General features: G+C 57.2%; 29 protein-coding genes and 1 tRNA gene. 8 read left to right on the top strand and 22 right to left on the bottom strand.

Features of this window, described 5'->3' with window-relative positions; translation table 11 throughout:
• Positions 1–367 precede the first annotated feature (367 nt).
• The 4 genes from MO767_RS28905 (at position 368) to MO767_RS28890 (ending at position 4108) form a co-directional block, all read left to right on the top strand.
• Complete coding sequence (locus MO767_RS28905; protein ID WP_282483296.1) at positions 368–1744, top strand: L-serine ammonia-lyase; 1377 nt, start codon at positions 368–370, stop codon at positions 1742–1744.
• Between the two features lie 38 nt (positions 1745–1782).
• Entirely contained in the window at positions 1783–2907 is a 1125-nt protein-coding gene (gene gcvT, locus MO767_RS28900) for a glycine cleavage system aminomethyltransferase GcvT (protein ID WP_282483295.1), read from the top strand.
• Between the two features lie 403 nt (positions 2908–3310).
• Positions 3311–3523 carry a cold-shock protein gene (locus tag MO767_RS28895; protein WP_003237709.1) on the top strand — a complete coding sequence of 71 codons (213 nt, stop codon included), beginning with the start codon at positions 3311–3313 and terminating at the stop codon, positions 3521–3523.
• 96 nt (positions 3524–3619) lie between these two features.
• On the top strand, positions 3620–4108 hold the full coding sequence (locus MO767_RS28890; RefSeq protein ID WP_282483294.1) for an RDD family protein: 489 nt from the start codon (positions 3620–3622) through the stop codon (positions 4106–4108).
• 63 nt (positions 4109–4171) lie between these two features.
• On the opposite strand, the gene nadA is transcribed toward MO767_RS28890, so the two are convergent.
• From nadA to MO767_RS28800, 18 genes are all read right to left on the bottom strand, one after another.
• Positions 4172–5230 (bottom strand): quinolinate synthase NadA, encoded by a 1059-nt coding sequence (nadA, locus tag MO767_RS28885; protein ID WP_008146918.1) that lies wholly within the window; start codon positions 5228–5230, stop codon positions 4172–4174.
• A 271-nt stretch (positions 5231–5501) separates the two neighbouring features.
• Positions 5502–5577, bottom strand: a tRNA-Lys gene (locus tag MO767_RS28880).
• Positions 5578–5640: 63 nt separating this feature from the next.
• Complete coding sequence (queC, locus tag MO767_RS28875; protein WP_282483293.1) at positions 5641–6333, bottom strand: 7-cyano-7-deazaguanine synthase QueC; 693 nt, start codon at positions 6331–6333, stop codon at positions 5641–5643.
• Position 6334: 1 nt separating this feature from the next.
• On the bottom strand, positions 6335–6982 hold the full coding sequence (queE, locus tag MO767_RS28870) for a 7-carboxy-7-deazaguanine synthase QueE (RefSeq protein ID WP_074880837.1): 648 nt from the start codon (positions 6980–6982) through the stop codon (positions 6335–6337).
• A 167-nt stretch (positions 6983–7149) separates the two neighbouring features.
• On the bottom strand, positions 7150–7989 hold the full coding sequence (gene ybgF, locus MO767_RS28865; protein WP_282483292.1) for a tol-pal system protein YbgF: 840 nt from the start codon (positions 7987–7989) through the stop codon (positions 7150–7152).
• 6 nt (positions 7990–7995) lie between these two features.
• Complete coding sequence (gene pal / locus MO767_RS28860; protein WP_003178634.1) at positions 7996–8493, bottom strand: peptidoglycan-associated lipoprotein Pal; 498 nt, start codon at positions 8491–8493, stop codon at positions 7996–7998.
• Between the two features lie 52 nt (positions 8494–8545).
• Positions 8546–9826, bottom strand: a complete 1281-nt coding sequence (gene tolB / locus MO767_RS28855; protein WP_162842877.1) for a Tol-Pal system beta propeller repeat protein TolB — start codon at positions 9824–9826, stop codon at positions 8546–8548.
• 17 nt (positions 9827–9843) lie between these two features.
• Entirely contained in the window at positions 9844–10923 is a 1080-nt protein-coding gene (gene tolA / locus MO767_RS28850; protein ID WP_282483291.1) for a cell envelope integrity protein TolA, read from the bottom strand.
• On the bottom strand, positions 10923–11375 hold the full coding sequence (gene tolR, locus MO767_RS28845) for a protein TolR (protein WP_161807482.1): 453 nt from the start codon (positions 11373–11375) through the stop codon (positions 10923–10925). Before tolR ends, tolA begins: the two co-directional genes overlap by 1 nt.
• Positions 11376–11398: 23 nt before the next feature.
• Positions 11399–12094: a protein TolQ gene (tolQ, locus tag MO767_RS28840; RefSeq protein ID WP_046049659.1), complete on the bottom strand. Its 696-nt coding sequence runs from the start codon at positions 12092–12094 to the stop codon at positions 11399–11401.
• Positions 12084–12551 carry a tol-pal system-associated acyl-CoA thioesterase gene (ybgC, locus tag MO767_RS28835; protein ID WP_282483290.1) on the bottom strand — a complete coding sequence of 156 codons (468 nt, stop codon included), beginning with the start codon at positions 12549–12551 and terminating at the stop codon, positions 12084–12086. The genes tolQ and ybgC overlap by 11 nt, the downstream gene beginning before the upstream one ends.
• 127 nt (positions 12552–12678) lie before the next feature.
• Positions 12679–13740, bottom strand: a complete 1062-nt coding sequence (gene ruvB / locus MO767_RS28830; protein WP_046049660.1) for a Holliday junction branch migration DNA helicase RuvB — start codon at positions 13738–13740, stop codon at positions 12679–12681.
• On the bottom strand, positions 13741–14358 hold the full coding sequence (gene ruvA, locus MO767_RS28825) for a Holliday junction branch migration protein RuvA (RefSeq protein WP_007897033.1): 618 nt from the start codon (positions 14356–14358) through the stop codon (positions 13741–13743).
• A 116-nt stretch (positions 14359–14474) separates the two neighbouring features.
• Positions 14475–14999, bottom strand: a complete 525-nt coding sequence (gene ruvC / locus MO767_RS28820; RefSeq protein WP_008147379.1) for a crossover junction endodeoxyribonuclease RuvC — start codon at positions 14997–14999, stop codon at positions 14475–14477.
• A 144-nt stretch (positions 15000–15143) separates the two neighbouring features.
• Positions 15144–15890, bottom strand: a complete 747-nt coding sequence (locus MO767_RS28815; RefSeq protein WP_282483289.1) for a YebC/PmpR family DNA-binding transcriptional regulator — start codon at positions 15888–15890, stop codon at positions 15144–15146.
• A gap of 123 nt (positions 15891–16013) precedes the next feature.
• The gene (gene aspS, locus MO767_RS28810) at positions 16014–17789 is read right to left on the bottom strand and encodes an aspartate--tRNA ligase (protein WP_282483288.1); all 1776 of its coding nucleotides are present in this window, start codon (positions 17787–17789) and stop codon (positions 16014–16016) included.
• Between the two features lie 122 nt (positions 17790–17911).
• Entirely contained in the window at positions 17912–18133 is a 222-nt protein-coding gene (locus tag MO767_RS28805; RefSeq protein ID WP_010457489.1) for a zinc ribbon domain-containing protein, read from the bottom strand.
• A gap of 136 nt (positions 18134–18269) precedes the next feature.
• The gene (locus MO767_RS28800; RefSeq protein WP_282483287.1) at positions 18270–18608 is read right to left on the bottom strand and encodes a ribbon-helix-helix domain-containing protein; all 339 of its coding nucleotides are present in this window, start codon (positions 18606–18608) and stop codon (positions 18270–18272) included.
• Between the two features lie 577 nt (positions 18609–19185).
• On the opposite strand from MO767_RS28800, the gene MO767_RS28795 reads away from it, so the two are divergent.
• Positions 19186–19788 (top strand): cold-shock protein, encoded by a 603-nt coding sequence (locus MO767_RS28795; RefSeq protein WP_008147390.1) that lies wholly within the window; start codon positions 19186–19188, stop codon positions 19786–19788.
• A 60-nt stretch (positions 19789–19848) separates the two neighbouring features.
• Here MO767_RS28795 and MO767_RS28790 read toward each other — a convergent pair whose 3' ends face one another.
• Positions 19849–20055 carry a SlyX family protein gene (locus MO767_RS28790; protein WP_056741397.1) on the bottom strand — a complete coding sequence of 69 codons (207 nt, stop codon included), beginning with the start codon at positions 20053–20055 and terminating at the stop codon, positions 19849–19851.
• 3 nt (positions 20056–20058) lie between these two features.
• The gene (locus tag MO767_RS28785; RefSeq protein WP_282483297.1) at positions 20059–20484 is read right to left on the bottom strand and encodes an HIT domain-containing protein; all 426 of its coding nucleotides are present in this window, start codon (positions 20482–20484) and stop codon (positions 20059–20061) included.
• Between the two features lie 459 nt (positions 20485–20943).
• Between MO767_RS28785 and MO767_RS28780 the strand changes: the two genes are divergently transcribed.
• Together MO767_RS28780 and MO767_RS28775 are read left to right on the top strand one after the other, a co-directional pair.
• Positions 20944–21216 (top strand): hypothetical protein, encoded by a 273-nt coding sequence (locus MO767_RS28780; protein WP_282483286.1) that lies wholly within the window; start codon positions 20944–20946, stop codon positions 21214–21216.
• A gap of 183 nt (positions 21217–21399) precedes the next feature.
• Positions 21400–22728 carry an OprD family porin gene (locus MO767_RS28775; RefSeq protein ID WP_282483285.1) on the top strand — a complete coding sequence of 443 codons (1329 nt, stop codon included), beginning with the start codon at positions 21400–21402 and terminating at the stop codon, positions 22726–22728.
• Positions 22729–22792: 64 nt separating this feature from the next.
• On the opposite strand, the gene MO767_RS28770 is transcribed toward MO767_RS28775, so the two are convergent.
• Together MO767_RS28770 and MO767_RS28765 are read right to left on the bottom strand one after the other, a co-directional pair.
• Positions 22793–23635, bottom strand: a complete 843-nt coding sequence (locus MO767_RS28770; RefSeq protein ID WP_282483284.1) for a mechanosensitive ion channel family protein — start codon at positions 23633–23635, stop codon at positions 22793–22795.
• A 150-nt stretch (positions 23636–23785) separates the two neighbouring features.
• The gene (locus MO767_RS28765) at positions 23786–24271 is read right to left on the bottom strand and encodes a YajQ family cyclic di-GMP-binding protein (protein WP_007906601.1); all 486 of its coding nucleotides are present in this window, start codon (positions 24269–24271) and stop codon (positions 23786–23788) included.
• 141 nt (positions 24272–24412) lie between these two features.
• Here MO767_RS28765 and MO767_RS28760 point away from each other — a divergent pair, with 141 nt between their 5' ends.
• Complete coding sequence (locus MO767_RS28760; protein ID WP_282483283.1) at positions 24413–25330, top strand: putative 2-dehydropantoate 2-reductase; 918 nt, start codon at positions 24413–24415, stop codon at positions 25328–25330.
• Positions 25331–25363: the final 33 nt, after the last annotated feature.

Below are 25363 nucleotides of genomic sequence, written 5' to 3'. Positions count from 1 at the left end.
CGGAAATCGTCGGCGAGTGGACGCATCCGTACAGCCGTGAGCAAGCGGTGTATCCGGTTGCGTCGCTGATCGAAGGCAAGTACTGGCCACCGGTCGGTCGCGTCGACAACGTGTTTGGCGACCGCAACCTGATCTGCGCCTGCCCGTCGATCGAAAGCTACGCTTAAAACAGTGTGGGGCGGTTAATCCCGCCCCACTCAAGAACACCACAAAACCCTGTGGGAGCGAGCTTGCTCGCGATAGCGGTCTTTCAGTCGACATTGATGGTGAATGTCAGTCTGCTATCGCGAGCAAGCTCGCTCCCACAGGGGCCTGTGCAAAACACCTGATTCCGCGAATTCCTATAACAAGAAACCGGAGAACAACCATGTCTTTAAGCGTGTTCGACCTGTTCAAGATTGGCATCGGCCCCTCCAGCTCCCACACCGTCGGCCCGATGCGTGCTGCGGCACGTTTCGCCGAAGGTTTGCGCCGTGAAGGGCTGCTGGCCGTGACCACCTGCGTCAAAGTCGAGCTCTATGGATCACTCGGCGCCACCGGTAAAGGCCACGGCAGCGACAAGGCTGTGTTGCTGGGCCTGGAAGGCGAACACCCGGATACCGTGAACACCGAAACCGTCGCCGCACGCCTGCAAGAGATTCGTGGCAATGGTCGCTTGAACCTGCTCGGCGAACACAGCATTGCGTTCAATGAGAAAGAACATTTGGCGATGATTCGCAAACCGTTGGCCTATCACCCCAACGGCATGATCTTTCGCGCCTTCGATGCGGCGGGCATACAAATCCGCAGCCGCGAGTACTATTCGGTCGGCGGTGGTTTTGTGGTCGATGAAGACGCCGCCGGCGCCGACCGGATCGTCGAAGACGCCACACCACTGACCTTCCCGTTCAAAAGCGCCAAGGACTTGCTCGGTCACTGCACCACCTACGGCTTGTCCATCAGCCAGGTGATGCTGACCAACGAAAGCGCCTGGCGCCCGGAAGCGGAAACCCGCGCCGGCCTGCTGAAGATCTGGCAAGTGATGCAGGACTGCGTCGACGCCGGTTGTCGCAACGAAGGCATCCTCCCTGGTGGTTTGAAGGTCAAACGTCGGGCAGCCGCGCTGCATCGGCAACTGTGCAAGAACCCGGAGTCTTCACTGCGCGATCCGCTGTCGGTACTGGACTGGGTCAACCTCTACGCCCTGGCGGTCAACGAAGAAAACGCCAACGGCGGGCGCGTGGTAACTGCGCCTACGAACGGTGCAGCAGGGATCGTCCCCGCTGTTTTGCATTACTACATGCGTTTCATCCCCGGCGCCAACGAAGACGGCGTCGTGCGTTTTCTGCTGACCGCGGCCGCGATCGGCATTCTCTATAAAGAAAACGCCTCGATCTCCGGCGCAGAAGTCGGCTGCCAGGGTGAGGTCGGCGTGGCTTGCTCCATGGCGGCCGGTGCTTTGTGCGAAGTGCTTGGCGGCACCGTACAGCAAGTGGAAAACGCCGCCGAAATCGGCATGGAACACAACCTCGGCCTGACCTGCGACCCGATTGGCGGGCTGGTGCAAGTGCCTTGCATCGAACGCAACGCCATGGGGTCGGTCAAGGCAATCAATGCGGTGCGCATGGCCCTGCGTGGCGACGGTCAACACTTCGTCTCACTCGACAAGGTCATCCGCACCATGCGCCAGACCGGCGCCGACATGAAAAGCAAATACAAGGAAACCGCCCGTGGCGGTTTGGCGGTCAACATTATCGAGTGCTGATGCTTACGCGCATCTGCACACTTTTTCAGGAGCTGAATATGTCCACCGAACAACTGTCGAAAACCCCGCTGCACGCACTGCACATCGAACTCGGCGCCCGCATGGTGCCGTTTGCCGGCTACGACATGCCAGTGCAATACCCGCTCGGCGTGATGAAAGAACACCAGCACACCCGTGATCAGGCCGGGCTGTTCGATGTCTCGCACATGGGCCAGATCCGCCTGACCGGCGCCAATGCCGCCAAGGCGATGGAAACACTGGTACCGGTGGACATCATCGACCTGCCGGTGGGCATGCAACGTTACGCGATGTTCACCAACGAGACCGGCGGCATCCTCGACGACCTGATGGTTGCCAACCTGGGTAACGACGAACTGTTCCTGGTGGTCAACGCCGCCTGCAAGGATCAAGACCTGGCGCATCTGCGCGAACACATCGGCGACCAGTGCACGATCGAGCCGCTGTTTGAAGAGCGCGCACTGTTGGCGCTGCAAGGTCCGGCCGCCGTCACCGTGCTCGCGCGCCTGGCGCCTGAAGTCGCGAAGATGACCTTCATGCAGTTCGCCCGCGTGAAACTGCTGGGCGTGGACTGCTTTGTCAGCCGCTCGGGCTATACCGGTGAAGACGGTTACGAAATCTCCGTGCCGGCCGCCAACGCCGAAGCCCTGGCTCGCGCCCTGCTGGCCGAACCTGAAGTGGCGGCCATCGGCCTTGGCGCTCGCGACTCCCTGCGTCTGGAAGCCGGCCTGTGCCTCTACGGCCACGACATGAACACCGAGACCACCCCGATTGAAGCAAGCCTGCTGTGGGCCATCTCCAAGCCTCGTCGCGCTGATGGCGCACGTGCCGGCGGCTTCCCTGGCGCAGAAACCGTATTCGGACAGCAACAAGCCGGGGTCAGCCGCAAGCGCGTAGGCCTGTTGCCTCAGGAACGTACGCCGGTGCGCGAAGGCGCAGAGATCGTCAATGAAGCAGGCGACATCATTGGTGCGGTTTGCAGTGGCGGCTTCGGTCCGACCCTTGGCGGCCCTTTGGCGATGGGTTACGTCGACAGTGCTTATATCGCTCTCGATACGCCGGTATGGGCGATTGTTCGTGGGAAAAAGGTGCCTTTGCTTGTAAGCAAAATGCCATTTGTTCCACAACGCTACTACCGCGGCTGATTGACTGTTTCTATAAGTAACGCGGTTGCGTTAACAGCGCACTAATGTGTAACGCAACCGCCATAAAACAGTGCATCACTTTACCTGCAAGCTTCGGTTATGAACGTTGCTTATAACGATCGAAAACAATTGAACACAGCGATTGCATAAGCCAACACTAGTTGCGGCATAAACGCCTCAGCGCGAGCAAATCCGGGCCCTCCACAGGGCTTGTTTTTTCTCCCGTAGTTGGCGTAGAGTTTGTTCACTGTGTTTGCATGGGTCGCTTGGAATCGTGACCTGGGCAGTAGCCTACAAGTTAGCTACATCCCGTTCGACGTCTTCTTACTCTCCTGCAACCAGCCCCAGTACTCTTTCAAAAGAAGGAGACTGTCATTAATTTTTCGCGTCAAAGGAATAAGAAATGTCCACACGTCAGAGCGGTACCGTCAAGTGGTTTAACGACGAGAAAGGTTTTGGTTTTATCACTCCAGAAAGCGGTCCGGATCTGTTCGTGCACTTCCGCGCTATTCAGGGCAACGGCTTCAAGAGCCTGAAAGAAGGCCAAAAAGTGACTTTCGTTGCTGTGCAAGGCCAGAAAGGCATGCAGGCTGACGAGGTACAAGCAGAAGGTTAATCTTCTGTAACGAAAAAGCCCCTGATGCTGACATCAGGGGCTTTTTTGTGCGCGTAAATCCGTAAAATGGCTTCTTTTTTCCGTCCAGAGGCTGCCATGTCGAAACACCTGCTCAAACCCGAGGGCGACTTTCCCGCCGTGAGCCTGGGTCGCCGCCTGGCAGCGATGTTCTACGACTTCTTGCTGTGTACCGCCCTGCTGATCGTCACCAGCGGCATTTACAAGATGATCCAGATGGCGATCATCGGCGAAGACAAAATGCGCAGCCTGACCGAAGCTGGCGCGCTGGACGGTGATCCGTTGCTATCGACGGTGCTGCTGTTTGTGCTGTTCGGCTTCTTCGCCAAATTCTGGACCTGGTCCGGCCAGACCTTGGGCATGCAGGTCTGGTGCATACGCGTGCAAAACGCCGACGGTTCATCCATCAGCCTGTGGCAGGCGTTGCTGCGCTTTGTGGTGTCGATCGCATCCTTGCTGTGCGTCGGTCTGGGTTTCTTCTGGTCGCTGTTCGACAAACAAAAACGTAGCTGGCATGACATGTACTCCAATACCCAGCTCGTGCGGATCCCAAAGAAAACCAAGTAATCCAGCAGATGCAAAAACGCCCCGATCAAATCGGGGCGTTTTTTTTGGCTCACTGACGGCGAATCATGCGTTGCCGGCCAATTTCATTCGTGCTGCCTGCGTGAAGTCGAGCATGCGTTTGAGCGGCCGAATCGCTTGTGGAATCAGCGCGGGATCGACAAAGATCTCGTTAGTCCCTTCCTTCAAGCTCTTGAGCGTGCGCTCAAGGGTATTCATCGCCATCCACGGGCAATGTGCGCAACTACGGCATGCTGCGCCGTTACCGGCCGTTGGCGCCTCGATGAAGACCTTGTCCGGGCACAGCTGCTGCATCTTGTAGAAGATGCCGCGATCAGTGGCGACGATAAAGGTCTTGTTCGGCAGGCTCTGCGCTGCCGCAATCAACTGACTGGTAGAGCCGACGGCATCCGCCAACTCGATCACCGACGTCGGCGACTCCGGATGCACCAGAATCGCTGCGTCCGGGTACAGCGCCTTCATGTCTTCGAGCTGCTTGGACTTGAACTCTTCGTGAACGATACAGGCACCGTCCCACAGCAGCATGTCCGCGCCGGTCTGGCGCTGGATGTAGGTGCCCAGGTGTTTGTCCGGGCCCCAGATGATGGTCTCGCCGTTATCCATCAGGCTTTCGACGATTTCCAGCGCGCAGCTGGACGTCACCACCCAATCCGCCCGGGCTTTGACCGCCGCAGACGTGTTGGCATACACCACCACGGTACGTTCCGGGTGCTGATCGCAGAACGCCGAGAACTCGTCCACCGGGCAACCCAGGTCCAGCGAGCAGGTGGCTTCCAGGGTTGGCATCAGGATGCGTTTTTCAGGGTTGAGGATTTTGGCGGTCTCGCCCATGAACTTCACACCGGCGACCACCACGGTCTTGGCCGGGTGAGCATTGCCGAAGCGGGCCATCTCCAGCGAGTCGGAGACACAGCCTCCGGTTTCTTCGGCCAGGGCCTGAATGACCGGATCGCAATAGAAGTGAGCAACCAGCACCGCGTCCTGAGCCTTGAGCTCGGCAGCGATGGCGGCACGGTAATAGGCCTCCTCCTCGGCGGTCAGCGGCTTGGGCTGCTTGGCGTCGAGGTGGGCTTGAACCAGAAGGCGTTCGGAAATCTGCGTCATGTTCGCAAGACCTGCAGGCGCTTTCGCGCGAAAGTCGAGTATACACCCGGCTCCGGACCCTTCAGGGTACCGCCGGGAGAGTGAGTATCATCAGGCACGGACAACATTGAAGCTGCGCAAGGCTACAGAATATCCCGTGGATGCAAAAGATGATTCTGACCTGCGTCACGCGGTGCAGCCCCGCAATGGGCGGGCTCAAATCGCGGGCAAAAAAAAATCCGGAAATCCTCACTTGCGTGGGCCTTCCAGACTTTTAAAACTGCTACAAAAATGGTGGGTCGTGTGGGATTCGAACCTACGACCAATTGGTTAAAAGCCAACTGCTCTACCAACTGAGCTAACGACCCGCTGTGTGGTGGCGCGTATAATACTGATTTTTAAGGACTATTCAACACCTAATTTGAAATAAATCAAAAATAAGGTGTCGGGTCGCTGATTCCGGCTGCCGCAAAGCCTTCTGCACGCAGGCGGCAGCTGTCGCATTTGCCGCAAGCGCGACCGTTATCATCGGCCTGATAGCAGGAAACAGTCAGCCCATAATCGACACCCAGCTTCACGCCTACCTGGACAATTTGCGCCTTGCTCAGGTTCTGCAATGGCGCCTGAATGCGAAAACCATTCCCCTCTACACCGGCCTTCGTCGCCAGATTGGCCATGCGCTCGAAAGACTCAATAAACACGGGACGGCAGTCTGGGTATCCGGAGTAATCCACGGCGTTCACACCAATAAAGATGTCACGCGCGCCCAGCACTTCAGCCCAGCCCAGAGCCAGGGACAGGAACACCGTGTTGCGCGCCGGCACGTAAGTCACCGGAATACCTTCACCCGGCACTTCCGGCACGTCGATGCTGCTGTCGGTCAGAGCCGAACCGCCGATGCCATTCAGGTTCAGACCGATCACCTTGTGTTCGACCACACCCAGGTCGCGCGCGACACGTTCGGCGGCGTGCAATTCGGCGTGAGACCGCTGACCATAATCGAAGCTCATGGTGTAGCAGCTGTAACCTTCAGCACGAGCCATCGCCACAACGGTCGCGGAGTCAAGGCCGCCGGACAGCAGGATGACTGCACGTTTTTCGGTAGTGTTCAGTTGTTCAGTCATTTCAGCGCCCCGGCTCGTCATTCCAAAGATATTTATGCAGCTGCAATTGCAGACGCACTGGCAGGTTGTCCGCCACCACCCAGTCAGCCAGGTCCCGAGCATTGAGGTCATGGTGACTTGGCGAAAACAGGACTTCACCGGCGCGCTGATCCAGACCGTACTGGATCAGCTTGGACACGGCCCAGTCATAGTCTTCCCGCGAGCAGATGACGAACTTCACCTGATCGTTGCGCGTGAGCAGTTCGATGTTCTCGTAGCGGTTGCGATGAGCTTCTTTCGACCCCGGGGTTTTCAGGTCGACGACGCGACTGACCCGTGGATCGACCGCCGAGATATCCAGGGCACCGCTGGTTTCCAGCGAGACCTCGTAACCGGCGTCACACAACTGCTTGAGCAATGGGATGGCGTTGGGTTGTGCCAGCGGCTCGCCGCCGGTGACACAGACGTAACGCGGACGAAAACCGGCCACTTGCTCCAGGATGTCGTCGAGCGTGCGAAGGGTGCCGCCAGTGAATGCATAAGCGCTGTCGCAGTATTGGCAACGCAATGGGCAACCGGTCAGGCGCACAAAAACAGTGGGCAGCCCGGCAGTCCGCGTTTCACCCTGCAACGAGTAGAAAACTTCGGTGATTCTCAATGTGTCTTGCATAGTCGCCACGGGCATAACAGCTAAACAGGCTGTCCGCCTCCGTCAGGCACTTCAAGGAACCTCGCCATCGCGCAGATCCCAAAAAGCGTGTTTCATAAAAAGGGCGTGAATTCTAACGAAAAAAACCGCGACAAGCGCGGGTTTCTTCAAAACGGGTCAAGCAGCCCTTACATTTTTTGCAGATCACGCTGGGCCAGCTGAGCGGCGGAAGTGCCCGGATATTGGGACACGACCTGTTGCAGAATGCCTTTGACCTTGTCGGGATGACCAAGGCGGCGCTCTACATCAGCCAGTTTGTACAGCGAGTCAGGCACTTTTGGATGCTTGGGGTACAGCTGTGAAACCTTGGCAAAAGCCTGACCTGCACCTTGCAGATCGCCTTTGGCCAGGTTCACTTCGCCCAACCAGTACTGAGCATTGCCCGCGTACTGGCTGTTCGGGTACTTGCGCAGGAATGCGGTAAAAGCCTGGCTGGCCTTGTCGAAATCCTTGGCTTTGATCAGGTCGAAGGCTGCATCGTAATACAGTTTTTCCTTCGCCGGATCAGCCGGCTCGCTACCCGCGGCAGGTGCTTGAGCGACTGCCGCCCCCGCGGCTGCGCCCGCTGCTGCACCGGGGGCATTCAAACTGCCACCGGTGGAAGAATTATCAGGAGTGGCGGCTGGTGCAACGCCGGTTCCTATGCGCCGATCAAGATCCTGATATCGCTCCAGGCTCTCTTGCTTCATGCGCGCTACATCATTTTGCAGAACTTCGATGACGCCTTGTTGGCGCGAGATCTGTTCCTGCATTGATTGCAGTTGGTTGAACAGCTCGCCCTGTGCCGAGACAGGGGCCGAAACCCCTCCCCCGGCATAGGCGCCGTTCGTACCGTAACCTGCAGGCGGATTATTAGTCCCGCTATTGTTATAGCCGGAGTCGTTATCGACCACAGGAACCGCAGCCCACACCGCAAGCGGTGCGAGGCTGAGAGCCAAAACAGTTACAGCACGACGGCACGTTCGCATGACGAATTACTTACGCAGTTCGACGCGACGGTTTTGAGCCCAGGACTGCTCGTCGTTGCCGGTAGCAACTGGACGCTCTTCGCCGTAGGAAACCAGTTCCAGCTGAGCTGGGGAAACACCTTGCAGTACCAGGTAACGCTGAACGGCTTTCGCACGACGCTCGCCCAGTGCCATGTTGTACTCACGAGTACCACGTTCGTCGGTGTTGCCTTCCAGAACAACGCGAGCGCCGTTTGCTTTCAGGTCTTTGGCATGAACGTCCAGAGCGCGCATGGCTTCTGGCTTCAGGTCCGAGCTGTCGTATTCGAAGTAGAAAGTGGTGATTGCGCGCAGAGCAGCTTCTTCGCTCAGGGAGCCGTCAACTGCACCAGTGTTTGCGCCGTAACCAGCGTTTGGATCTACAGCGCCTTCACCGGCATTGTCGCCGCCTTTGGACGAGCAACCTACAGCTACAGCCATGGCCAGAGCCAGCGCAGCAAATTTACCAAACTTCAGCATTTCCATCGTGAAACTCCTAATGAACCCCAGTGTGTTAAGTACAACGTGTAGCGCCGCGTCAGTTCAGGTAAGGGGACCAGGAAGGTTCTCTGACTTCGCCTTGTGCGGTAGGAAGCGGGAGCCTTACGCGTCCATTAATGGACACGAGCATCAAGACTCCCCGGCCCTGCTGGCGGGTGGCGTAGATTACCATGGTGCCGTTGGGCGCAACAGTAGGCGACTCGTCCAGAGTGCTATCAGTGAGGATTTTTACGCTTCCGCGCTGCAAATCCTGGGCCGCCACCTTGAAATTAGTGAAACCTTCCTGACGATGGATCATCACCAGGGTCTTTTCATCAGCCGAAAGTTTAGGGTTGGCGTTGTAGTTACCGATAAAGGTCACACGTTCCGCACCGCCACCGCCTGCGCTGGTTTTGTAGATCTGCGGCTTGCCGCCACGGTCCGAGGTGAAATAGATGGTCGAACCATCTTTACCCCAGAACGGTTCGGTGTTGATGCCAGGACCGTTAGTGACACGCGTGATCTGACGCGAACCCAGGTTCATCACGTAGATGTCCGGGTTGCCATCTTTCGACAGTACGAATGCCAGACGATTGCCATCAGGCGACCATGCTGGCGCGCCATTCAGGCCTTCGAAGTTGGTGATCTGCTCACGGCGACCGGTGTCGATGTTCTGCATGAAGATACGCGGACGCTTCTGCTCGAACGACACATAAGCGATGCGCTTGCCATCCGGTGCGAAACGCGGCGACAGGATCGGCTCGCGCGATTGCAGCAGAGTCACAGCACGGGCACCGTCATAGTCCGAACGTTGCAGCGTGTAGCGAGTGTTCTTCTCAGAGAAACGCTCAGCCGTCACGTACAGCAGACGAGTCGAGAACGCACCTTTGATACCGGTAAGTTTTTCGAACGACTGGTCCGCGATGTAGTGCGACATGTCGCGCAGTTGATCGACGCTACCCGACACGCTGCCGGTCAGCACTTGCTGCTCGGTGGCGACGTTGAACAGTGCGTATTGGACCTGCAGGCGACCGCCCGCAGGAGCAATGCTGCCGACCATGACGTACTGGGCGCCCAGCGCCTTGAAGTCACGGAAGATGATTTCGCTGGCCTGGCTTGGCTGGCTGATCATGTTCTGTTTAGGAATCGGCGAGTAGTAACCCGAGTTGCGCAGGTCGTTACCGATGATTTCGGCCATGTCGTCCGGCAGTACGCTGCCGCCCTGGTTGCCAAACGGTACGACTGCGATCGGGGTGGCCCGATCACTGCCGCTGGTGACCAGAATGTTTTTTTCATCGGCTGCCGCTATCCCTGCCAGGCAGCAGATAACGACAAGCATTCCTCGAAGAAGGTTTCTCACAAGGCTAGATCCTCAGGTGTGAATGTCATCTTGAATGAACGATACGGAGCGAAATCGCTCGGCTTCATTCCCTGCATTTCTGTCAAACGTCCAATATTCTTCACCGCTGCTACAGCCGAAGCGTCGAACGGACCATCGCCACTGGACTTGGCCACGCTGACCGAAGTCAACGTACCGTCCGGCAACATGCCGATTTGCAATACGACTGTCATGCCTTTGCGGGCCGAAGGTGGACGAGCCCAGCCTTCCGCTGCACGAGCACGGATCAGATCATCAAAACTACCGGCGACTTCGTCACCCTTCTCATCCGCCAAGGCCTGCTGACGCTGTGGCGTGTCGGAAAGCAAATCTGCCAGGGCCTGAGCCTTTTTGTCTTCGGCGGATTTACGTGCCGCTTCCTGCGATTTTTTCTTCGCAGCATCAGCAGCAGCTTTCTTCTTCGCGTCTTCGGCGACTTTCTTCTTCGCGTCTTCAGCTTCAGATTTCTTCTTGGCGTCTTCCGCGGCTTTCTTCTTCGCGTCTTCGACGATCTTTTTCTTCGCTTCTTCAGCGGCCGCTTTCTTGGCCTCTTCTTCAGCTGCTTTCTTGGCTTCTTCTTCAGACTTCTTCTTGGCTATATCAGCCAATTGTTTCTCTTCGGCCTTTTTAGCTTCGGCGGTCTTCTTCGCTTCATCGGCTTTCTTGGCTTCATCAGCCTTTTTAGCCTCTTCCGCTTTCTTCGTCTCGTCGGCCTTTTTGGATTCCTCGGCTTTTTGAGCCGCATCTTCCTTCTTTTGTTCCGCGGCTTTGATCGCTTCCTGCTCGATCTTCTTCTGCTCCATCTGTTCGACTTCGGTCTGGCGCGCGGCGGATTTCTTCGCCTCACCCGCAATCTTCTGATTGGTCTGGGTGGTCGCCTGACTTTTCGATTTCAGTTGGTACAGGGTCGCCTGGACAATCGGCTTGGCCGGCGGCAGTTCGGGCGTGAAGGCGAAACTGACGAACAGCATGCCAAAAACCAGCACGTGCAAGACAAGCGCCCAGACACTAGGCCAGAAGTAGCTTTCCGAGGCGGACGGCTCTCGCATTTGCTGCATCAGGGTGCCTCGGTAATCAAGCCAACATTACCGACCCCGGCTTTCTGCAACCCGCCCATGGCACCCATCACGGAACCGTAATCAACGGTCTTGTCACCGCGGATGAACACCTGGGTGCGCTTGCCGCCTTCTGTACCGGCGCGAATGATCTTGGTCACGGCGTCGGTCATCTGCGGCAAGGTCATGGCCTTGTCCTGCTGTTTTTCGGTGTCGACTTCGCTGCCAAGGTTCCAGTAGTAGGTCTTGTCAGCCTTGATCGAAATGGTCAGGACCTGGGTGTTGTTGTCCTGCGGCAAGGCTTCGCTGGAAACCTTGGGCAGATCAACTTTCACGCCCTGATTGAGCATCGGAGCGGTCACCATGAAGATGACCAGCAGCACCAGCATCACGTCGATGTAAGGCACCACGTTCATCTCGGCAACCGGCTTGCGCTTTTTGCGAGCTCGAGCGATTAAAGCCATTGGAAATTACCTGCTTATTCTTCGCTGGTGTGCACTTTGCGGTGCAGGATCGCCTGGAATTCGTCGGCGAAGGTGTAGTAACGGCTCAGCAGGGTTTCGCTGCGAGCAGCAAAACGGTTGTAAGCGATAACGGCCGGGATGGCGGCGAACAGACCGATCGCGGTTGCAATCAGTGCCTCGGCGATACCTGGAGCCACAGTGGCCAGGGTCGCTTGCTGGGCAGTTGCCAGACCACGGAAGGAGTTCATGATCCCCCAGACGGTACCGAACAGACCGATGTACGGGCTGACGGAACCTACGGTCGCGAGGAACGGCAGGCTCTGCTCGAGCTTTTCTTCTTCGCGGGAAATGGCGACGCGCATGGCACGGGCCACGCCTTCCATGACCGCTTCCGGATCAACGCCTGGCTGCTGGCGCAGACGGGAGAATTCCTTGAAACCGGCACGGAAGATCTGCTCTACACCCGAATCCGGATCAGGGTTGCTACCGGCCTGACGGTAGAGTTTGGACAGGTCGATACCCGACCAGAAGCGCTCTTCAAAGCTCTCCAGGGCACGTCGACCGGCGCGCAGCAGGTTGCTGCGCTGAAAGATCATGATCCATGAGGTCACCGATGCGGCTACCAGGATCAGCATTACCAGTTGCACCACGATACTGGCATTGCTGACCAGGCTCCACATGGAGGAATGGTCGACGACGTTAGCTTCCACGCTTTATCTCCTGCTTTGAGTGTGTACCCGCGCCGCTCACGTCGGCAAAGGCCGCACGTAGAGCTTCGGGAATGGCCCGGGGTTTCAAACTGTTAGTGCGCACACAGGCCACCAAAAACTGCCCTTCGCAGAGCAGCGCATTATCCGTGGCTCGCCTGACCTGCTGTTTGAAGCGCAGGCTGACACGGTTCAATTCGATTACTTCAGCGCTTACCAGCAGCTCGTCGTCCAGTCGCGCCGGCGCGTGGTAACGCGCTTCGCTGGAATGCACGACGAACAACAGGTCCTCACCTGCAAGCTGGGATTGGGCAAAGCCCAGCTCCCGGAGCCGCTCGGTTCGAGCCCGTTCCATAAACTTGAGGTAATTAACGTAATACACGATGCCGCCCGCATCGGTGTCCTCGTAATAAACGCGACAACGAAGTGCGAAAGACTCAAGCCCGTTTTGCGCGCGCATACTCTAGTGCTTACTCCTCAGGTTGCCAATCCGGCCAGGCAACTGTTTTTCATTGATTCACGGCTTTCTGGCGAAAGTACGGTCCTAGGACCGCACAAACCCCGAATAAATCAGCGCGCAAAGGTTATTAATCGTCCACGGCATCGAGGAACTCGTCTACCACGGGCATCTCGCCCAATCGTGACGGGATGTTTAAACCGAAGTGCAGGTACGCATGCCGGGTCACCACTCGCCCCCGCGGCGTACGCATGATGTAGCCCTGCTGGATCAGGTACGGCTCCAGCACGTCCTCAATAGTGTGGCGCTCTTCACTGATGGCTGCGGCGAGGCTGTCGACCCCGACCGGCCCACCGTCGAACTTCTCGATCATGGTCAACAACAAACGTCGATCCTGGTGATCGAAACCACGCTCGTCGACATCCAGCAGGTTCAAGGCCAGGTCGGCGATCGGTTTGGTGATGTGGCCCTTGGCGCGCACTTCGGCGAAATCCCGAACCCGGCGCAGCAAGCGGTTGGCGATCCGCGGCGTACCACGGGCACGGCGGGCGATTTCGAAGGCGCCTTCCGGATCCAGGGGCAAGCCGAGGATGTTAGCCGAACGACTGACAATCGTTGCCAGGTCGGCGGTGTTGTAGAACTCCAGGCGCTGGACAATCCCAAACCGGTCGCGCAGCGGGTTGGTCAGCATGCCGGCACGGGTCGTTGCACCGACCAGGGTGAACGGCGGCAGATCAAGCTTGATCGAGCGCGCGGCTGGCCCTTCGCCGATCATGATGTCGAGCTGGAAATCTTCCATGGCCGGGTACAGCACTTCTTCGACGATCGGTGAGAGCCGATGGATTTCGTCGATAAACAGCACATCGTGCGGCTCAAGATTGGTCAGCAGCGCAGCCAGATCACCCGGGCGTTCAAGCACAGGGCCCGAGGTGCTCTTGATCGAGACCCCCATTTCCTGGGCGATGATGTTGGCCAAGGTGGTTTTACCCAGACCCGGCGGGCCGAAAATCAGCGTGTGGTCCAGGGATTCATTGCGCCCACGGGCAGCCTGGATGAACAACTCCATTTGCTCGCGAACGGTCGGCTGGCCAATGTACTCGGCCAGGCTGACAGGACGAATCGCCCGATCCTGGACTTCCTCGCGGTCACGAGGGCCAGGTGTGGCGGTAATCAGACGATCAGCTTCAATCACTTAGATCATTCCCTTCAGGGCACGACGAATCATGTCTTCACTGCTCAAACCTTTCTCCTTGATCGCAGAAATCGCCTTGCTGGCTTCCTGCGGCTTATAGCCCAGGGAGATCAGCGCGCTGACCGCGTCATTTTCGGCGGTGGCGACCGGAGCTGGCGCATCTGGCCCACCCGGCTGGTTTGGCACCAACGCGAACATCGCCGGCACGGTTTCCCAGGCCTTGAACCGGTCCTTGAGTTCCACCAGCAAACGCTCGGCAGTCTTCTTGCCCACGCCCGGCACCTTGGTCAGTGCCGAAGTGTCCTGGGACTGCACGCAGCGGACCAGTTCATCGACTTCCAGGCTCGACATCAGGGCCAGAGCCAATTTCGGTCCTACACCATTAAGACGGATCAACTCGCGAAAAAAGTCTCGCTCGCGCTTGCCAAAGAAGCCATAGAGTAACTGCGCGTCTTCGCGTACGACCAAATGGGTATGCAAGGTCAGCGGTTCACCGACCGACGGCAAGCGATAAAGCGTGGTCATGGGCACCTCCAGCTCATACCCCAGACCGTTTACATCCAGAATCAGGTGCGGCGGCTGTTTCTCAGCCAGTGTGCCGCGCAAGCGTCCAATCACGTTTCAGATCCTTGAGCGTTGGCCAGATCAGTGCTGGCGACTGACAGAACAAGGGTTTTGCGCCGACGACACAGGCGCAAAACCCTCGTTCCCATAAAAAATGATTGCTGATGCTATCAGAGACGCAGGCGTCCGCCACGACTGCGTGCCGTACCCAGGCCATGGGGCAACAGGCTGGAACGGGTGTGAGCATGGCAAATGGCAATGGCCAGGGCGTCCGAGGCATCGATTTGCGGTTTGCTGGTCAGTTTCAGCATGTGCATGACCATCATTTGCACCTGCTCTTTATTCGCCGCGCCGGTCCCGGTCACCGCCTGCTTGACCTGTGTTGCGGTGTATTCAGCGATTTCCAGGCTTTCTTCCGCCCCGGCAACGATGGCTGCGCCGCGGGCCTGGCCAAGTTTCAATGCAGAGTCGGCGTTGCGCGCCATGAAGACTTTTTCGATGCCCATGGTCACCGGGCCGTAGGTCTGGATGACTTCGCGCACGCCGCGATAGACGATTTGCAAGCGTTCATGCAGCTCGCCGGAACCTGTGCGAATGCAGCCCGACGCCACGTACACGCAACCACGCCCGGTATCACGCACCACGCCATAACCGGTAATGCGCGAACCGGGGTCGATACCAAGAATTAAAGTCATAACGCCTGCAAAGAGAGAATGCGGTTACCTGAGGATAACCTCAGGGTGATGCCTGAAAATCAAAAGATCGCAGGCTTCGCCAGCTCCTACCTGTACAGCGTAAACCGTAGGAGCTGCCGAAGGCTGCGATCTTCTATAAATGCATCAACCGAGCTGCTCAGCTACCGACTCTGGAATGTCCGCGTTGGAGTAAACGTTCTGCACGTCATCCAGGTCTTCAAGCATGTCGATCAACTTGAGAACCTTCTCGGCGCCTTCCAGGTCCAGTTCGGCACTGGTGGTCGGCAGCATCACGATTTCCGCATCATCACCTTTGAAACCGGCCGCTTCCAGCGCGTTACGCACGGAGTAGAAACCGGCGAACGAGGTGAATACGTCGATGGAGCCGTCTTCGTGGGTCACCACGTCATCGGCATCGGCCTCCATCGCTGCTTCCATCAGCGCATCTTCATCGACACCCGGGGCAAAGGAAACCTGCCCCTTGCGCTCGAACAGATAGGCCACCGAACCGTCCGTACCTAGGTTGCCGCCGCATTTGCTGAACGCATGGCGAACAGCGGCGGCGGTGCGGTTGCGGTTGTCGGTCATGCACTCGACCATCACCGCCACACCGCCCGGGCCGTAGCCCTCGTAGGTCAGCTCGACCATGTCGTCGGTGTCGGCAGCACCGGCGCCACGAGCAACCGCGCGATCAATGATGTCGCGGCTCATGTTCGCACCAAGGGCCTTGTCCAGCGCCAGACGCAAACGCGGGTTGGAACCTGGATCACCACCGCCCTGACGGGCAGCAACGGTCAGTTCACGAATCCACTTGGTGAATATCTTGCCCTTCTTGGCATCCTGACGTTCTTTGCGGTGCTTGATGTTCGCCCACTTGGAATGACCCGCCATATCTCGCTCCGAATTCTTTTTGAAACATTGCCCGCTACGCCATGACGCGCCAGCCAGCAAATAAAAATCTCGACCAATCTATAAAGAAAGGGCGCATCCGAAGATGCGCCCTTCTGGTCAGCCTTACTCAGCTTTAGGCGTTTCGCGCAGACGAATGTGCAATTCGCGCAGTGCCTTGGCATCTACCACACCCGGGGCCTGAGTCATGACGCAAGCGGCGCTCTGGGTTTTCGGGAAGGCGATCACTTCACGGATCGACTGGGCGCCGGTCATCAGCATCACCAGACGGTCCAGACCGAAGGCCAGACCACCGTGCGGCGGCGCGCCGTATTTCAGGGCGTCGAGCAGGAAGCCGAATTTCTCTTCCTGTTCCGCTTCACTGATACCCAGCAGACGGAATACCGACTGTTGCATTTCCTTGCGGTGGATACGGATCGAACCGCCACCCAGCTCGGTACCGTTCAGTACCATGTCGTAGGCTCGGGACAGCGCGGTCGCCGGGTTGGCTTCCAGTTCTTCCGGGGTGCACTTCGGCGCGGTGAATGGGTGGTGCAAGGCTGTGAAGCTACCGTCGTCGTTCTCTTCGAACATCGGGAAGTCGACAACCCACATCGGTGCCCACTCGCACGTCAGCAGGTTCAGATCGTTACCGACCTTGATCCGCAGCGCGCCCAGGGCTTCGCTGACGATCTTGGCTTTGTCGGCACCGAAGAACACGATGTCACCGTCAACCGCGCCAACGCGATCAAGGATCACATTGAGGTTGGCTTCAGGGATGTTCTTGACGATCGGCGATTGCAGGCCTTCGACGCCTTTGGCGCGCTCGTTGACCTTGATGTACGCCAGGCCCTTGGCACCGTAGATGCCGACGAACTTGGTGTAGTCGTCGATCTGCTTGCGCGGCATGCTCGCCGCGCCTGGAACGCGCAAGGCGGCAACGCGGCATTTCGGGTCGTTGGCAGGGCCGCTGAACACCTTGAAGTCGACTTCTTTCAGTTGATCGGCAACGTCAACCAGTTCCAGTGGGTTACGCAGGTCCGGCTTGTCGGAACCGTAACGACGCATGGCCTCTTCGAAGGTCATGTGCGGGAAGTCGCCGAACTCCAGGTCCAGCACTTCCTTGAACAGGTTGCGGATCATTTGTTCGGTGATGCCCATGATCTCTTTTTCATCGAGGAAGCTGGTCTCGATGTCGATCTGGGTGAATTCCGGCTGACGGTCGGCGCGCAGATCTTCGTCGCGGAAGCACTTGGCGATCTGGTAGTAACGGTCGAAGCCGGCGACCATCAGCAGCTGCTTGAACAGCTGTGGCGATTGCGGCAAGGCAAAGAAGCTACCTGCGTGAGTACGGCTCGGCACCAGGTAGTCGCGAGCGCCTTCTGGCGTGGCGCGGGTCAGAATCGGCGTTTCGACATCGAGGAAGCCGTTCTCGTCGAGGAAGCGACGGATGCTGGTAGTCATGCGCGAACGCAGACGCAGCTTCTCGAGCATTTCCGGGCGACGCAGGTCGAGGAAGCGATAACGCAGGCGGGTTTCTTCGCCGACGTCGGAGAACTCGTTGAGCGGGAACGGCGGGGTTTCCGACTCGTTCAGCACTTCAAGCTCGTAGCCCAGCACTTCGATCATGCCCGACGCCATGTTGGCGTTGGTGGCACCGGCCGGACGCAGGCGAACCTTGCCGGTGATCTTGACCACGTACTCGCTGCGCACGCGATCGGCGGCGGCGAAGGATTCAGCGCGGTCCGGGTCGAACACCACCTGGGCCAGACCGTCACGATCACGGATATCGAGGAAAATCACCCCACCGTGGTCACGGCGACGGTGAACCCATCCGCAAAGGGTAATTTCCTGGCCTTCCAGGCTTTCGTTCAGTTGGCCGCAATAATGGCTGCGCATCATGGTAGTGGTTTCGCTTCTCGTAATTCGAAATTCGGTTGGAGACCTTGCTCATATCCTGCCCTTGTGAAAGGCGCCAGATGGTGCAAGAGCTCGCACGTGTCGTTCAACTCAGGTTCAAGACCCTAGTCAGCTTTGTCGCCGCCGGCCAGATTCTTCTTGGAACCGGTCTTGAAATCGGTTTCGTACCAGCCGGTGCCGCTAAGGCGGAAGCCCGGCATGGACAGCATCTTCTTAAGCTCTGGCGCCTGGCAGGCAGGGCAGTCGACCAGCGGTGCTGCGCTGATCTTTTGAATGGCTTCCAACTGATGACCACAGGAAGCACATTGATAGTCGTACATCGGCATGGGGGTTGTCTCGGCGATCAGATTGCTACCGCACACGCTGGGTTTTGCGGCAAAGAGCGGGATTATATCCATTAAATGCAGCCTGTGCAGCCGTAAGACTGCACAGACCGACACTCTACCCATTCCACCCCTGTGGCTAAGGCATGGCGACGCAGCCGCCTTCCTTCAGGCTGTGCACGACGCACACAACCCGCACCAGCCCGGTGAAGTTCTTGACCCCGCCGTGACGTAAATGCACCTCGCGGTCCACATGGGACAACAGCGCACTGACCGAACAGCAGTTGACCTTGGCCATGTCGCCCAAAATATCCCAGTACACCTGTTCAAGCCGCAAGCAGGTGGCGAAGCCATTCAAACGCACCGACCGGGATAAAGGCTGGGCCAGGCCCATATCAAATTCGCTGACAAATGGATCGATCCTTATCTCCTTGACCGGACCGACCCTCCCCTCGCTTCTCCTGTCTTCGTAATCCATATCGTTGACACTCCTTTGCCATCCTTGCTTTTTTATTAGAGCAACAAGCTGTTTCTCTATAAAAGCGCAGGCGCAAAGTTATATCCAGATGACTTTATGACCATCAACGTAGGATAAGCCAACAACTGAAGGGCGATCATGGAGACCGTCCTACTCCAGATAATTTCCTACACACTTGGGCGTAATATCATTCAACAGAAAGACATTTAAAGTTACGAGTAGACAGGCGGCGAACAAACCCCTCGGGCGCCATCCGCGTCGATTGCCATGCGTTTCCCCTAAAGGTGATGAAATTCATCCAACAGGTGCAGGACCACTCTAGCAAGCCTGCCGACCACCCGCAGCCCCGGATTCTCTGGCTATCTGCGACAAATCGACCCTGAGAGCACCGCTGGACTGCCTGATTTGAGTAGCCGCAGGCTTTGCTGTTAAATAGGCAGTGTGTCGCTACCGCCTATTTTCCGGGGGCTGCGCATAGGCTGGTACCGGGTACGTGTCCAACGCCTCTTATTGTTCTGAAGCGAACCGTGCTCAATCAGCTCTTCCTTGTGATCCGTCTTAACGTGAGTTACTCAAAATGTTGAAAATTGTCCACCTGCTAATGGGCGCAGCAGCCTTGCTGTTGTCCTTCATCCCTAGCCTGCGATCCGAAGCCGTACCTTACCTGCAACAACCTGATGCGCTGTACCTGGCCTTTTTCGGCCTGCTCAACCTCACCCTCGCTCCTGTTATCCCCTACTGGAACAAAGGCCCACGTCATCAACTGCAAAACCTGGTAAGCGCCCTGCTGGTTCTGACCGTCGTCCTGCAAACCCTGACGCTGATCGCGCCGATGCCTGTCATTGCCGGTCAACCTGCTGTTCTGTTCAGCCTGGTCGCTGCCCTGATTGCCGTTCTTCTGCACCTGGCCATCAGCTTCTACAAATCTTCACCGGCCGCCGCCTCGCCAAGCTACGACATGAGCAACCGCGATACCGGTACCGTAAAGTGGTTCAACACATCCAAAGGCTTCGGCTTTATTTCCCGTGATTCCGGCGACGATATTTTCGTGCATTTCCGGGCCATTCGTGGCGAAGGTCATCGCGTCCTGGTCGAAGGCCAGCGCGTGGAGTTCTCCGTCATGAATCGTGACAAAGGCCTGCAAGCCGAAGATGTGATCGCCGCACTGCCGCGTCGCTGATTCAAGGCTAAAAAAAACCGCGAACAGCCTGGCTATTCGCGGTTTTTTATTGCCTGCGGCTTAGTAGTGCGGTGGTGGCGCTTCTTCTTCAAACGTCTCGAACTGGCCGGCCATCTCCTCTTGCCGCTTGAGCAAAGCCGCCATTTGCAGTTGCAGACGCTCAACTGCACGCTGCTGCGTCGCCAGCACATCACTCAATGCCTGGATGGTGTCATCCTGAAATGCCAACTGACTTTCCAGATCGGTAACGCGATCTTCCAGGCTCATGATTCACCCCTCCAGAAACGTGAAATCTTCGGTCAATACCAGGCGCAACCGTTCGCGAATCGTTGCGATCTGCTCAGCACTGTACGGTTTTGCCGGGTGCTTACCCCAAACCGGCGCCGGCCAGGCGGCGTCCTCACGCTTGCGCACAATCACATGCACGTGCAACTGACTGACGACGTTACCCAGGGCCGCGACATTCAACTTGTCCGCGTCGAACGAGTCTTTGAGCATTTCCGCCAGTGCGGTCGTTTCCTGCCACAGCTGCTGTTGATCTGCGACACCCAACTGAAATATCTCACTGATATCCTCACAACGCGGCACCAGAATGAACCAGGGGTAGTTCGAATCATTGGACAGCAGCAACCGGCAAAGTGGGAAATCCCCGATCGGTAACGTGTCTTGTTGAAGCCGTGGATCTAAAGCGAACACTGCGCGCACTCCCGCCTGGTCATAATTTTTCAGCTTAGCGCCCATCCCGAGAGACGGCGCACCAAGCGACAGGACGGCAGCATACCTGCGAACGCCGCTGGCTTCACGACGAACCATGGTCGAAGCCAACCCAAAAAACTACAAACGACCGGTCGAGCGCCCCGACATGAGTCATTTTCGTTCAGGGCGCACCATTACAGAACCAGCAATCACTTAAAAATCGCCGAACTGACTGATAAACAACGAGGCGTTCGAATTTGGCAAACGGCCGCACTGTATGAATTCAGTACAGCGATTAAAATTTTTTGCACCAAAACCGCACAGCGCGTCTACGCTGAATCGGTCAGGCATCCGCCATTTACTCACTGGCGGGGTGAACCGGTAACGTTTGGGGTTGTCACGCAGTCGACCACGAGGGTACAACACGATGCAAACCAAAGCGTCAAGCCCGAACAAAACGTGCTTGAACACCCCGGTTTTATGAGGCTTTTACAGCGACAGGCAGGCTTTCAGAAAAAAAACCAGCAGGATTCTGATTTGTGCACGTTTGTTGCATTCACACCCACATCGCCTCTAAAGCGTCCGCTGGAAGTGGAAGCCTTAAGGCAAATAAAAACAGTGGCAGGGTTGCCCGATGGAGATTCAAGCGTTTCACCAGGGACTCTTTTTACCGATGCTCAGGCCCTGGAAAACAACGCTAAAGTTGCCAGCCCGCTTGCATTGAGGCTGTAAATTTGCGACATCTACCAAGCTTTTTGCGACAGGGTCGTAAAGAAGCTGAAAGGTTAGATACGCAAGTATCGCCAACATGGTCGGCGTGATATAAGTTTGCGCCGACACAAAAAGAAAGAGCCGCCCAGATAATAAATCAGGTGGGACGGCAGTACTCTTCTAAAACCAAAGGAGCAAATCACGATGCGCGTGATGAAGTGGAGCATGATCGCACTGGCAGTTGCAGCAGCAGCCAGTACTCAGTTGGCAGTAGCCGCACCTTTCGTAAGCGACCAGGCAGAAGCCAAAGGTTTTGTTGAAGACAGCAAGCTCGACTTGCTGGTTCGCAACTACTACTACAACCGTAACAAGACCGACGGCGCAACCGACGACAAAGACTGGACCCAGGGCATTCAGGGCATGTTCAGCTCTGGCTACACCCAAGGTCTGATCGGTGTTGGCGTTGAAGCTTGGGGCCAACTGGCCATTAAGCTGGACGGTTCCGACAAGTATGCAGGTACGGGCAACATGTCCGTGGACGGTGATGGCGAAGTCAACAACAGCCAGGGCAAAGCCGGCGCTGCCGCCAAGTTCCGCATCTCCAAGACCGAGCTGAAAGTCGGCGACATGCAGCCAAGCACCTCTCCGGTGTTCGCTGTTGGCGGTTCCCGTATCCTTCACCAAACTGCCAGCGGTATCCAACTGCAGAGCAGCGAAGTCAAAGACCTTGACCTCGAAGGCGGCCACTTCTACTCGGCGACCAGCCAGGACAGCAACGCCCGTGACGGCGACCTGTGGGCTACTTACGCTGGCGTGAAAGCCAACTCCATCGACTACTTCGGCGGCAAATATGGCGTTACCGACAACCTGAGCTTCTCGCTCTACGGTGCCAAGCTTGAAGACGTCTGGAACCAGTACTACGCCAACGCGAACTACACCCTCCCACTGGGTGGCGATCAGTCGCTGAACTTCGACGGTAACTACTACAACACCAAGGACACCGGTAACGCTAAAGCAGGCGAAATCAGCAACAACGCCTACTCCCTGGCTGCTGCTTTCTCGTTCCTGAAAGCGCATACCCTGACCCTGGGCTTCCAGAAAGTGAACGGCGATACCCCGTTCGACTACATCGGTGTGGGTAAAAACAACCGCGGTGGCGACTCGATCTTCCTCGCCAACTCCATCCAGTACTCTGACTTCAACGCCCCTGGCGAGAAGTCGGTACAAGCCCGTTACGACCTGAAAATGGCCGAATACGGCGTACCTGGTCTGAGCTTCATGACCCGTTACGTGAAAGGTTGGGACATCGACGGCACCAACACTCCAGCAGGCAGCGCTTACGCGGGTCTGTACGGTGCAGACGGCAAACACCACGAAACCAACGTGGAAGTTAAATACGTAGTTCAATCCGGCCCGGCTAAAGATCTGTCGTTCCGCATCCGTCAAGCATGGCACTCCGCTAATGCTGACGAAGGCGAAGGCGATATCTCTGAGTTCCGCCTGATCACCGACTACCCGCTCAACATTCTGTAATTGCAGAAAGTTAGTTCGCGGTAATCAAAAAAAGGCCCATCTTCGGATGGGCCTTTTTTATTGCTTACTGCACCGCAGATTCCTGCACCACACGAATAACACGTTGCGGAAATGGAATATCGATGCCAGCTGTTTTCAAACGGTCACGGGATTGCTCATTGAACATGAACATCACATCCCAGTAATCCGCTGTCTTGACCCACACCCGCAGAGAAACAGTGATCGAACTATCACCCAGTGTCGAAATCACTGCCTGAGGTGCCGGATCAGCCAAAACACGCTCATCTTGGGCCAGTTCCAGCAATACATGACGGGCTTTCTGCAAGTCCGCTTCGTAATCAACGCCCACATCAAACACAACTTTGCGCGTCGGTTGACGGTTAGTGTTGGTGATGATGCCGTTCGACAGGTTGCCGTTCGGCACGATGATGGTTTTGTTATCGCCGGTACGCAGCACGGTGTGGAAGATCTGAATGCTGTCGACCGTGCCGGCAACGCCTTGGGCTTCGATCCAGTCACCAATGCGAAACGGGCGAAACAACAGAATCAGTACGCCGCCGGCAAAGTTCGCCAGACTGCCCTGCAGGGCCAGACCGATGGCCAGACCTGCCGCACCGATGGCCGCGACGAACGAAGTGGTTTCCACGCCGATCATCGATGCCACGCTGACGATCAGCAGAACCTTGAGAATAATGTTCGCCAGGCTGCTGATGAAGCCTTGCAGCGCCAGGTCGGCGTTACGCAGCGCCAACAGGCCACCGAGCTTTTGCGCCACCTTGTTGATCAGCCACCAGCCGATGGCCAGCGTGATGACCGCCAGCAGCACGCGGCTGCCGTATTCCATGATCATCGGAATCCAGGCTTGAGACGCCTTGACCAGGTTGTCCACTTCAGTATTCAAATCCATCTACATTCTCCTGGGTTAAGCACAATCCGGGTGGGAGCGACGGTGCGACGATTCGACTTGCTCGCGAAAGCGGTGTGTCATTCAACAGTGATGTCGACTGATACGCCCTCTTCGCGAGCAAGCCCGCTCCCACAGGTCCCGCCTGAAAGGTCAGTCGCGGAAGTTGTTGAACTGCAGCGGCATATCGAAAGTCTTGGCGCGCAGGGCCGCGATGGCTTCCTGCAAGTCGTCACGCTTCTTGCCGGTAATGCGCACCTGCTCACCCTGAATGGCAGCCTGAACCTTCAATTTGGCGTCTTTGACATGGGCGACGATTTTCTTCGCCAGCTCTTTGTCGATGCCTTCCTTGAGGACCGCTTCCTGCTTCATCAGTTTGCCCGACGCATAGGCATCCTTGACTTCAAGGCACTGCACGTCGATTTTGCGCTTGACCAGGGCCAGCTTGAGGATCTCAATCATCGCTTCAAGCTGGAAATCGGCTTCAGCAGTCAGGTTGACGGTCAGGTCCTTTTCCTTGAACTCGAAGGTGCCTTTGCCTTTCAGGTCATAACGACGATCGAGTTCCTTGACGGCGTTCTCGACCGCGTTGGTGACTTCGTGTTTGTCCAGTTCGGATACCACGTCGAACGACGGCATGTAATCTCTCCAATAAAAGGGCATGCTCGATCACGATGGAGCACGCCTGGCTTGCGGTTAAAATCCGCGCTGATTATAACGGGTCTTTCCCATCATTCACTGCGAGCCTCCCATGCGCGCGACAAACAGAGCAAAAAGCTGATGTCCACCACCTGGCATGTTCTGGGCGCCGGCAGCCTTGGCACCTTATGGGCCACTCGACTGGCGCGGGCCGGCGTGCCGGTCAAGCTGATCGTGCGGGACGCTGCACGCTTGCAGGCGTATGAGGCGGCGGGCGGGTTGACGCTGGTCGAACACGGTAAAGCGCAGTGCTATCCGGTGCCCGCCGAGACACCCGACAACAGTGAACCGATCAACCGTCTGCTGGTGGCCTGTAAAGCCTACGATGCCGAGAAAGCCGTGGCCCAACTGGCACCGCGCCTGGCCCCCGACGCCGAGCTGATCCTGTTGCAGAATGGTCTCGGCAGTCAGGACGCCGTCGCCACACAGGTACCGCAGGCGCGCTGCATTTGCGCGTCAAGCACCGAAGGCGCCTTTCGCGATGGCGACTGGCGCGTGGTATTCGCCGGCCACGGTTACACCTGGCTAGGGGATGCCGGGCATCCCGTGGCGCCGATCTGGCTGGATGACGTGAGCGCCGCCGGTATTCCCCACGAGTGGAGCACCGACATTCTGACCCGGTTGTGGCGAAAACTGGCGCTTAACTGCGCGATCAATCCGCTGACCGTGCTGCACGATTGCCGTAATGGCGGTTTGCAGGAACACCACTGCGAAGTCGCCACCCTCTGCGTCGAATTGACCGAGTTGCTTGAGCGGTGCGGTCAGCCAGCAGCAGCCGAGGACCTTCAACAGGAAGTCGAACGGGTGATTCACGCGACCGCCGCCAATTACTCTTCGATGTACCAGGACGTCGCGAACCAGCGCCGGACCGAGATCAGCTATCTATTGGGTCATGCTTGCAAAATCGCGGCGAGGCACCGGTTGAACCTGCCACACCTCAATCAACTTGAGCAAAGGTTGATCACCCATCTGCATAGCCTTGGATTGCCCAGCGACTGAGCAGCGGCTACGCTGGCCACTTGTTCCTATTCA

The sequence above is a fragment of the Pseudomonas sp. UYIF39 genome (assembly GCF_029963765.1).
GTDB lineage: Bacteria > Pseudomonadota > Gammaproteobacteria > Pseudomonadales > Pseudomonadaceae > Aquipseudomonas.
The sequence above is the reverse complement of the archived record's forward strand: the minus strand, read 5'-3'. Positions and strand labels throughout refer to the sequence as shown.